Source organism: Eubacterium album (assembly GCF_025336545.1).
GTDB lineage: Bacteria > Bacillota > Clostridia > Lachnospirales > Lachnospiraceae > Eubacterium_U > Eubacterium_U album.
On sequence record NZ_JAODBU010000017.1, the window covers coordinates 1 to 8,469 of the forward strand.

Consider the following 8,469-nt stretch of genomic DNA (forward strand, 5'->3'; position numbering starts at 1 on the left):
ACTTTTTTTCTTTCTCTTGCCATAATTAAGGCCTCCTATAATAATAAATTTTATCATAGAAGGCCTATTAATTATATTTAAATATTAATTTACAGAAAAACTTTCACACTCTCTTTTTTTCAAATTATAACTGTTTTATAATTATTTTTTACTTGTTCTAAAGAACTGTCTGCAAAATTTTTTTAAATCAAATGGTATTAAAGGATATATATAACTTGTGTTTGTAATCGTTTTATTCATTCCGATTACAACTGCTGTAAATATAACTCCTCCAATAAATCCATATAATCCAAATATCGCTGTTAAAATTAGTAAAATAATTCTTAAAAATTTTATCGCATATGCAAATTCATAATTTTCATGAGTAAAATTTGCAATTGCTACTACAGCCATGTATAAAAGAGTTTGAGGTACAAACCACCCTGTAGTTATTGTAAATTCCCCAATAATTATTGCTGCTATCAAACTTAACGGTGTGTTTAGCATATTAGGAGTATTAATTGCCGCCAATTTCAAACCGTCTACACCAATTTCAAGCATTAATAGTTGCCAGATAATTGGGATATTTAACTCATCAGATACCTTTGTAAATATTAACCAATTTGGAAGCAATTCCGGCTGCACTGCATATAAAAGATATAATGGAGTCAGAAGTATGGATATAATTGTAATAAAGGCTCTTGCCAATCTAAGGTAAGTACCGGTAAGAGGTGAAAAGTAATAATCATCTGCTTCTTCTATAGCATCAAATACTGTAGTTGGTAAAAGCATAGCCGCCGGCGAATTATCTACCAGTACTGCAATCTGTCCATTAATTACTGATGCAGCAACAGTATCAGGTCGTTCTGTGTATCTAAACTTTGGGAAAGGATTAATCCAGCTTCCTTTATAAATACATTCAGCAAGACTTTCCTGATTCATTGCTAACGCATCTATTTTTGCATTTGCCAGTTTATCTTTAATCAAATTAAGTGCCTCTTTATCGACTCTTCCTTCAATATAACATATTGCCACGTCAGTTCTTGAACATTCTCCTATTTGTGTTATTTCACATCTATACTCAGGACTTCGTATTCTTCTTCTGATTAATGCAGTATTATATACTAAAGTTTCAACAAAACCATCTCTTGAACCTCTTAATACCTTATATTTTTCAGGCTCTTCAACTCCTCTTGCCGGATATTCTCTTGCATCAATTAAAAAAGCACTTTCATATCCATCTACAATCAAGCAAACAATCCCGGATAAAATCGCAGTAATAATATTATATTCGTTACTTTCATCTGAAGTTTCAATATAAGGAATGATGTTTGCAATAAAATTTTCTTTATCATTCGGAATATCTTCTGATTTAACTGATGTTAAAGCTTCAATAACTTTTTCCATTACATCTTCATCACAAAATCCATTAATAAAATATAGAACAGCATTTTTATCTCCAATAGTAATTTTCCTTTTCAATAAATCATAGCTTGTTCCAATAGCTAGTATTTCATCTATTTTCTTCTCAGTAATTTCAATTTTTGAGTCAATAAATTTTTCCATAAAAAAACCTCACACTAGTATATAGTGTGAGATTTTCTTAATTTTATTCGCATTATATGTTAATTCCGGCATTTTCATAATGCAATAAAACAATTAATGCAATTTAGTAATAATTTTTTTCGGACATTTTTCAGCACATATTCCACAGTTTTTACATTTACTCTGATCAATATGAGCTAAATTATATTCAAATTCAATTGCACCATTTGGGCAATTTTTAGCGCACAGTCCACATCCTATACAACCAACAGAACATGCCTGCATAACATCTCTTCCTTTATCCTTAGATGAACAGGAAACCATATACTGTGCATTTTCCGTAATTATTTCAATAAGATTTTTTGGACACGCTTTTACACATTTACCACATGCGACACATTTATCTCTGTCTACTACTGCCTTACCATTAACAACTGATATTGCACCAAATTCACATGCTTTAACACATGAACCAAGTCCAAGGCATCCATATGCGCAGGCTTTTGCACCACCACCGGGAATATTTGCAGCATCCTGACATGACATATTTCCATAATATTCGTACTTATCTTTTGATTTATCACAATCACCTGAGCATTTAACATACGCATATTTCTTAACAACGTCTGCTTCAACACCTACAATTTCACTTATAATCTTCGCAACAGGTGCTCCTCCAACAGGGCATGCTCCCGGATCACATTCTCCATTTGCAATTGCAGCCGCTAAACCATCACATCCCGGATAACCGCATCCACCACAGTTATTTCCCGGAAGCACTTCTCTAATCGCTGCTTCTTTTTCATTAACTTCAACTGCAAAAAACTTTCCGGCAACTACAAGTATAACTGCAATAATTATACCAACACCGCCTACAACAATAACTGCTCCTAAAATTCCACTCATATCCAAGCACCTCCTATATTATTCCTGTAAATCCGGTAAATGCAATTGCCATTAACCCTGAGGCAATTAAAACCATCGGAGTTCCCTGGAAAGGTTTTGGAATATTATTGTTTTCACTCTTTTCTCTGATACCTGCTAAAATAACAATTGCAATCAAAAATCCTACAGATGTTCCAAGTGAATTAGCAAGGCTCTGTCCAAAAGTATATCCGTCATCAATATTTGAAATTGCTACACCTAAAACTGCACAGTTTGTTGTAATTAAAGGAAGATAAACACCTAATGCCTGATATAAAGGTTTTACATATTTCTTTAATATCATTTCAACCAACTGAACTAACGCAGCAATTACAAGAATAAAGACAATAGTCTGTAAATATTCAAGATTAAAAGGTTTTAAAATTCCATAATAAATTCCATATGTTACGCTTGAAGCAATCAAAATAACAAAAATAACCGCTGCTCCCATTCCGGCTGCAGTATCTGTCTTTTTTGAAACTCCAAGGAAAGGACACAAACCAAGGAACTGGCTTAAAACTACATTATTAACTAAAGCAGCTGAAACTGCTATTAACATACATTGAACCATTTACGCTTCCTCCTTTGTATCTTCTTTACAATGTTCTGTTGCCATTGCACAACCCTGACAATTACCATCGCATATTTTATCTTTTGGCTTTTGACCATGTTTCATTTTAATATAGTTCTGTGTAGCTATTAAAGCTGCAAGAACAAAGAACGCTCCCGGTGCCATTACAAAAATTCCGATTCCATCCCAATGTGGAATGTTAATTCCAAGAATTGTTCCCGCACCGATTATTTCTCTAAATCCGCCCAATATAGAAAGGGCTATTGTAAATCCAAGTCCCATTCCAAGTCCATCGAAAATAGATGGTAAAACAGGATTTTTTGATGCATAACTTTCTGCTCTACCTAAAATAATACAGTTAACAACTATTAATGGAATATAAATTCCAAGCGCTGCATTAAGTGATGGCAAATATGCTTCAAGCATAAACTGTAAAATAGTAACAAAACTTGCTACAATAACTATAAATGCAGGCACACGTACCCCATTTGGTATTATATTTCTAAGTAATGAAATAAAACAGTTTGACAAAACAAGTACCACCATTGTACTAAGTCCCATTCCGGCACCATTAATCAATGAAGATGTAACTGCAAGTGTCGGGCACATACCTAATATTAAAACAAATGTTGGATTTTCTTTTATAATTCCGTTATATAATCTTTCTAAACATTTACCCATTATTCAGCACCTCCTGTAATATATTTAAAACAGAAAATTGCTGCATTAACGCCATTAGTTGTTGCATTTGTTGTTATTGTTGCTCCACTCATTGCGTCAATTTCATTATCTTCTGATGCTCCTGTTTTTGAATATTTAAAGTAGTCAACTTTCTTATCATTAAACTGATTTTTATAACTGTCTTCTTTTGCTCTCATTCCAAGTCCTGGTGTTTCGCTTATAGATAAGAAGGAAATGCCATTAACAGTTCCATCTTCCTTAATTCCAACTGAAAACTGAATCTTGCCATCGTAAGCTTCATTATCTGTAACAGTTATTACATATCCAAGTACGTTGTTATCTTTATCTTTTGCTTCCATTATTTCATTGATGTCTGCATTAATATCTGATGCACCATTAGCTTTAACTTCATCAGTATCCATTTTCTTAATGTAGTCCGCTATCTTTTTCTGGTCACTGTCATTTATTTTGTATTCATCAAAATGATCTGCGCCGTCAAATACTGCCTGATAAGCTGCATTTTTTGTTTTTTGCTCCTGTTGCGCTCTGGCCTGTGATGTAACATTATACACAGCTCCAAGTCCTAAACCCGAAACTAAAGTAATAGCAAATAATATTAACGCATCTTTTATCATTTTATTCATATTACTTGCCCTCCTTCTTTTCCTTAACCATTCCAAATGCTTTAGGAATTGTTATTTTTTCAATTAAAGGTACTAATAAGTTACAGAATATAATTGCAAACGATACACCTTCAGCTGTATTTCCAAATGTTCTGAAAATTGCAGTAAGTACACCTAAACATATTCCAAATAAAATTCTTCCATTCTTTGTCATCGGAGATGTAGAATAATCAGTTGCCATAAAGAAAGCACCAAAAATTAATCCACCACCACAAAGATGTTTAAGTAAGAATGTAATATCTGTCTGTCCGTTAAATAACATAATGCAGATTGAAAATACAACTATGTAAGTAATTGGTATTCTTAAATCAATTATCTTATTAATTACAAGGTATAAAGCTCCAAGTAAAAGTGCGATAATACTTGTTTCACCTATTGTTCCTGCATGTGTACCAATAAACATTGATAACAAATCAACATTTTCTCCGGCTTTTAATGCTGTAAGCGGTGTTGCCTGAGATACTCCATCTACGACTCTGTACATTTCAGGATAAAACGCTGTCATATTTCCTGCAAATGATAATACAAGAAAACATCTTGCACCTAATGCAGGGTTCATGAAGTTCTGTCCAAGTCCACCAAACAACTGTTTAACTATTATTATTGCAAATGCACCTCCAAGCATTGCTTTCCAATAAGGAAATGTACATGGAAGGTTAAGTGCAAGAATCATTCCTGTTACTACAGCACTTAAATCGCCTATAGTTGATGGTCTTTTAGTTATTAAATCAAATATATATTCCGAAATCACACAAGCAGCTACTGTTAATAAAATCAACAATGCTGAACGGATTCCATATTCCATTCCAAATAAATTTTGATAATTAATAATACCAAAAATAGATGGTGGTAATAATGCAATAATTACATCGCCCATTATAGATTTTGTTGTAAGTTTTGACTTAACATGAGGGCTTGATGATACATGATACATTTTTAGTTCACTCTTACCCTTTCTTTCTTGCTGCAATAACTTTTCTCTTCATAGTTCTTACAGACTGTGTAATATTTCTGTTTGCAGGACAAATATAATTACATGTTCCACATTCTATACATTCCATTCCATGATATTTTAAAAATGTTTCCATGTCATCTGCCGCTGCAGCCTGTGCCAATTTAGCACATATAAGATTTTCAGGGCAGACACTTGCACATTTCCCACAGTTAAGACAATTTGTCATTGTTGCATCAGCAACATCATCATGAAGAAATGCTAAAAGTGCTGAAGAACCTTTTATTACAGGTACATCTAAACTAAACATTGCCTGCCCCATCATAGGTCCACCTGAAATAAGTTTTACAACTCCATCTTTTAACTCGCCAGCTTCTTTTACTAATTTTGCATGACTTGTTCCAATTGGAACTACAAAGTTAGATGGTGTATTAATACCATCTCCTGATACAGTAACTATTCTTTCAGTTAATGGTTTATGAAATTTAACTGCATTATAAATATTATAAATAGTATCTACATTATCAACTATACATCCGGCATCAGCAGGAAGCATTTTTGAATTAATCTTTCTTTTAGTTACAGCATAAATAATATGTCTTTCTGAACCCTGTGGATATTTTGTTTTTAATTCAGCCACTGAGATTTTTGGTTCATTTTCCGTAAGTTTGCTCAACTCTTCAATTACATCTTTTTTGTTATTTTCAACAGCAATAACACCTTGTGCATTTTCAAAAAGTGATAATACAATTTTAAGACCTTCTATTACCTCTTTAGGCTGTTCTTTTAACCTTCTGTAATCAGCTGTAATGTATGGCTCACATTCTGCCGCATTTACTATTACATAATCAATTTTATCAATTTCTTTTGGTGATAATTTTACATGAGTTGGAAAACATGCGCCGCCTAAACCTACAACGCCACAATCTTTTATTAATTCAATTTTCTCTTCTCTGGATAAATTATCATCCGGTTTTTCGTATTCAAACTTCTCATACTGTTCATCATTTTCAATAACAACAGATAAAACTTTACTTCCATTAGGAACTAATCTTTGTTCAATCTTTTTTACTGTTCCCGATACCGATGAATGAATATTAGCTGAAACAAATCCATTAGCTTCAGCAATCTTTTGACCAACAAGGACTCTGTCTCCTACATTTACAATTGGTTTAGCAGGTGCACCAATATGCTGAGCTACAGGTATCACTACTTCACCATCAGGGTAAATTTGTCTGGTCGGAATATCTTTCGATAGTTCTTTTCCATCATATGGATGAACTCCACCCTTAAATGTTAAAATAGACATCTAACTTCCTCTCTTTCATTTTTGTACAACTAACTTGCCACTCTTTATAATAATACTTTTTATGCTTTTTTACAACGAAGTATTCTTCAATTTTTAGACTTTTGACCCTTATGTTTTTATATGTTATCATACGTTTATGATTGTTATAAAAGATAAAGTTGAAAATAAAATTGAATACCCATTAGAAAGATTAGGAAATGTTGACCATATGATTTATTTTGACATTGAAACAACAGGTTTTTCCCGAAAATATTGTATGGTTTATATGATAGGATGTATGTATTTTGTTAACGGTGAACCAATTTATACACAATGGGTTGCTGAAAATGCAAATGACGAAGCAAATGTTTTGATGGCTTTTCATAAATTTATTCAAAATTATAAAATAATAATCCATTTTAATGGAAATACTTTTGATATGCCATTTTTAAAGGAGCGTGGCGAAAAATATAATATAAATTTTGATTTTAATTCATTTGAAAGCATCGACATTTATAAAACAGTAAAAAAATATTCTGATTTACTTAAATTAGAAAACAACAAGCAAAAAACATACGAAGATTTTCTTGGAATAAAACGTAATGATCCTTTTTCAGGCGGTGATTTAATTGAAGTCTATAAAGAATTTATGCGTACACATGATGAAATGTTAGTGTTTCCACTATTATTACACAATAAAGAAGATGTATGGTACATGGGCACACTCACTTCTCTTCTTTCATTAAATGATTTTTTTGAAGGAAATTACACACTAAACAGTTATGAAATACGTGATTATAAATCAATAGATGGAATCATCGGTAAAGAATTATATATAAATTTAGACTTAGATGTATATGCTCCATTTACGGTTACTAAAAAAACAGACTACATTTATTTTAAGCTAAATGGAAATAATGCACAGATTACCATTATTAGTCCACATCTTTTACTTAAATACTTTTTTAAGAATTATAAAGACTATTATTATCTTCCTGAAGAAGATATCACAATACATAAAGATGTGGCAACATATGTTGATAAAAATCACCGAATTCAGGCAACCGCCTCTAACTGCTTTACAAAAGTAACTGATAACTTTTTACCGATATTTTCAGTCAAAAGCCCAGATTTTAACCAGATCTTCATTGAAAACTACGGCGAAAAGAATGGTTTTATTCAATTAGAGAGCATAAAAGATGAAGATTGTGTATTAAAATATGTCAAATGCATACTGGATTATTTGTATTAAGAGCCTTAAACTGTTTTTAATCATTTAACACAATAATATTTAGCTATTTTAATATTAAGAAAAATTTGTAAATTTAGGTTCAACTTACCAGTTTATTATTTACCTATCTCCACATAATAGTATTGTAACATAAACCTTCAGTTGATGGTTTAAGTTACAAAATATACTGAAGGTTTATAAAACCGGAAGTAATGTTAAATTCGGAGGTATGAAATTATGAGTAACACAAACAATGTTAACGTTCCTGAAGCAAAGGCTGCTATGAACAGATTTAAAATGGAATGTGCAAACGAAGTAGGAGTAACTTTATCAGATGGTTACAACGGAAACTTAACTTCAGCTCAGGCCGGAAGTGTTGGTGGTCAGATGGTTAAGAAAATGATCGAAGCTCAGGAAAAACAGATGTCAGGTAAATAAGACATTTCACTTTAGAGTATGAAAAACGAGAGCTGCCGAAAGGCAGCTCTTTTTTTAAGAGTCTGTGAAATAAAGTCTGTAAATAGACATTCTATGATAAGTGATGGAGCTGTAAGTTCATGAAATGAGCTTGCAGCTCTTGTTTATATAACTAGCATATAAAAATACCCATGTCAA

The 8,469-nt window shown here is 32.2% G+C and carries 9 protein-coding genes; 2 read left to right on the plus strand and 7 right to left on the minus strand.

The window, feature by feature from the left end:
• Positions 1-141 precede the first annotated feature (141 nt).
• The 7 genes from N5B56_RS13265 to rsxC all read right to left on the minus strand — a co-directional run bounded on the left by N5B56_RS13265 (position 142) and on the right by rsxC (position 6,644).
• On the minus strand, positions 142-1,545 hold the full coding sequence (locus N5B56_RS13265; protein WP_022089542.1) for a spore germination protein: 1,404 nt from the start codon (positions 1,543-1,545) through the stop codon (positions 142-144).
• Positions 1,546-1,638: 93 nt separating this feature from the next.
• Positions 1,639-2,430 carry an RnfABCDGE type electron transport complex subunit B gene (locus tag N5B56_RS13270; RefSeq protein WP_336306465.1) on the minus strand — a complete coding sequence of 264 codons (792 nt, stop codon included), beginning with the start codon at positions 2,428-2,430 and terminating at the stop codon, positions 1,639-1,641.
• 13 nt (positions 2,431-2,443) lie between these two features.
• Positions 2,444-3,019 (minus strand): electron transport complex protein RnfA, encoded by a 576-nt coding sequence (locus N5B56_RS13275; RefSeq protein ID WP_260979171.1) that lies wholly within the window; start codon positions 3,017-3,019, stop codon positions 2,444-2,446.
• Positions 3,020-3,700 carry an electron transport complex subunit RsxE gene (rsxE, locus tag N5B56_RS13280; protein WP_022089539.1) on the minus strand — a complete coding sequence of 227 codons (681 nt, stop codon included), beginning with the start codon at positions 3,698-3,700 and terminating at the stop codon, positions 3,020-3,022.
• On the minus strand, positions 3,700-4,344 hold the full coding sequence (locus N5B56_RS13285; protein WP_022089538.1) for an RnfABCDGE type electron transport complex subunit G: 645 nt from the start codon (positions 4,342-4,344) through the stop codon (positions 3,700-3,702). The genes rsxE and N5B56_RS13285 overlap by 1 nt, the downstream gene beginning before the upstream one ends.
• A 1-nt stretch (position 4,345) precedes the next feature.
• On the minus strand, positions 4,346-5,260 hold the full coding sequence (locus tag N5B56_RS13290; protein ID WP_336306548.1) for an RnfABCDGE type electron transport complex subunit D: 915 nt from the start codon (positions 5,258-5,260) through the stop codon (positions 4,346-4,348).
• A gap of 70 nt (positions 5,261-5,330) precedes the next feature.
• A complete protein-coding gene (gene rsxC / locus N5B56_RS13295) occupies positions 5,331-6,644 on the minus strand; it encodes an electron transport complex subunit RsxC (RefSeq protein ID WP_022089536.1) in 1,314 nt (437 codons plus the stop codon).
• Positions 6,645-6,780: 136 nt separating this feature from the next.
• On the opposite strand from rsxC, the gene N5B56_RS13300 reads away from it, so the two are divergent.
• Together N5B56_RS13300 and N5B56_RS13305 are read left to right on the plus strand one after the other, a co-directional pair.
• Positions 6,781-7,875, plus strand: a complete 1,095-nt coding sequence (locus tag N5B56_RS13300) for a ribonuclease H-like domain-containing protein (RefSeq protein WP_022089535.1) — start codon at positions 6,781-6,783, stop codon at positions 7,873-7,875.
• Positions 7,876-8,091: 216 nt separating this feature from the next.
• Positions 8,092-8,292 carry an alpha/beta-type small acid-soluble spore protein gene (locus N5B56_RS13305; RefSeq protein WP_022089534.1) on the plus strand — a complete coding sequence of 67 codons (201 nt, stop codon included), beginning with the start codon at positions 8,092-8,094 and terminating at the stop codon, positions 8,290-8,292.
• Positions 8,293-8,469 lie beyond the last annotated feature (177 nt).

What these genes read in the sequence shown, in the direction of transcription:
- rsxE (WP_022089539.1), bottom strand. Translation starts at nt 3,700, where the DNA reads ATGGGTAAATGTTTAGAAAGATTATATAACGGAATTATAAAAGAAAAT.
- N5B56_RS13270 (WP_336306465.1), bottom strand. Translation starts at nt 2,430, where the DNA reads ATGAGTGGAATTTTAGGAGCAGTTATTGTTGTAGGCGGTGTTGGTATA.
- rsxC (WP_022089536.1), bottom strand. Translation starts at nt 6,644, where the DNA reads ATGTCTATTTTAACATTTAAGGGTGGAGTTCATCCATATGATGGAAAA.
- N5B56_RS13265 (WP_022089542.1), bottom strand. Translation starts at nt 1,545, where the DNA reads ATGGAAAAATTTATTGACTCAAAAATTGAAATTACTGAGAAGAAAATA.
- N5B56_RS13290 (WP_336306548.1), bottom strand. Translation starts at nt 5,260, where the DNA reads ATGGGCGATGTAATTATTGCATTATTACCACCATCTATTTTTGGTATT.
- N5B56_RS13285 (WP_022089538.1), bottom strand. Translation starts at nt 4,344, where the DNA reads ATGAATAAAATGATAAAAGATGCGTTAATATTATTTGCTATTACTTTA.
- N5B56_RS13305 (WP_022089534.1), top strand. Translation starts at nt 8,092, where the DNA reads ATGAGTAACACAAACAATGTTAACGTTCCTGAAGCAAAGGCTGCTATG.
- N5B56_RS13275 (WP_260979171.1), bottom strand. Translation starts at nt 3,019, where the DNA reads ATGGTTCAATGTATGTTAATAGCAGTTTCAGCTGCTTTAGTTAATAAT.
- N5B56_RS13300 (WP_022089535.1), top strand. Translation starts at nt 6,781, where the DNA reads ATGATTGTTATAAAAGATAAAGTTGAAAATAAAATTGAATACCCATTA.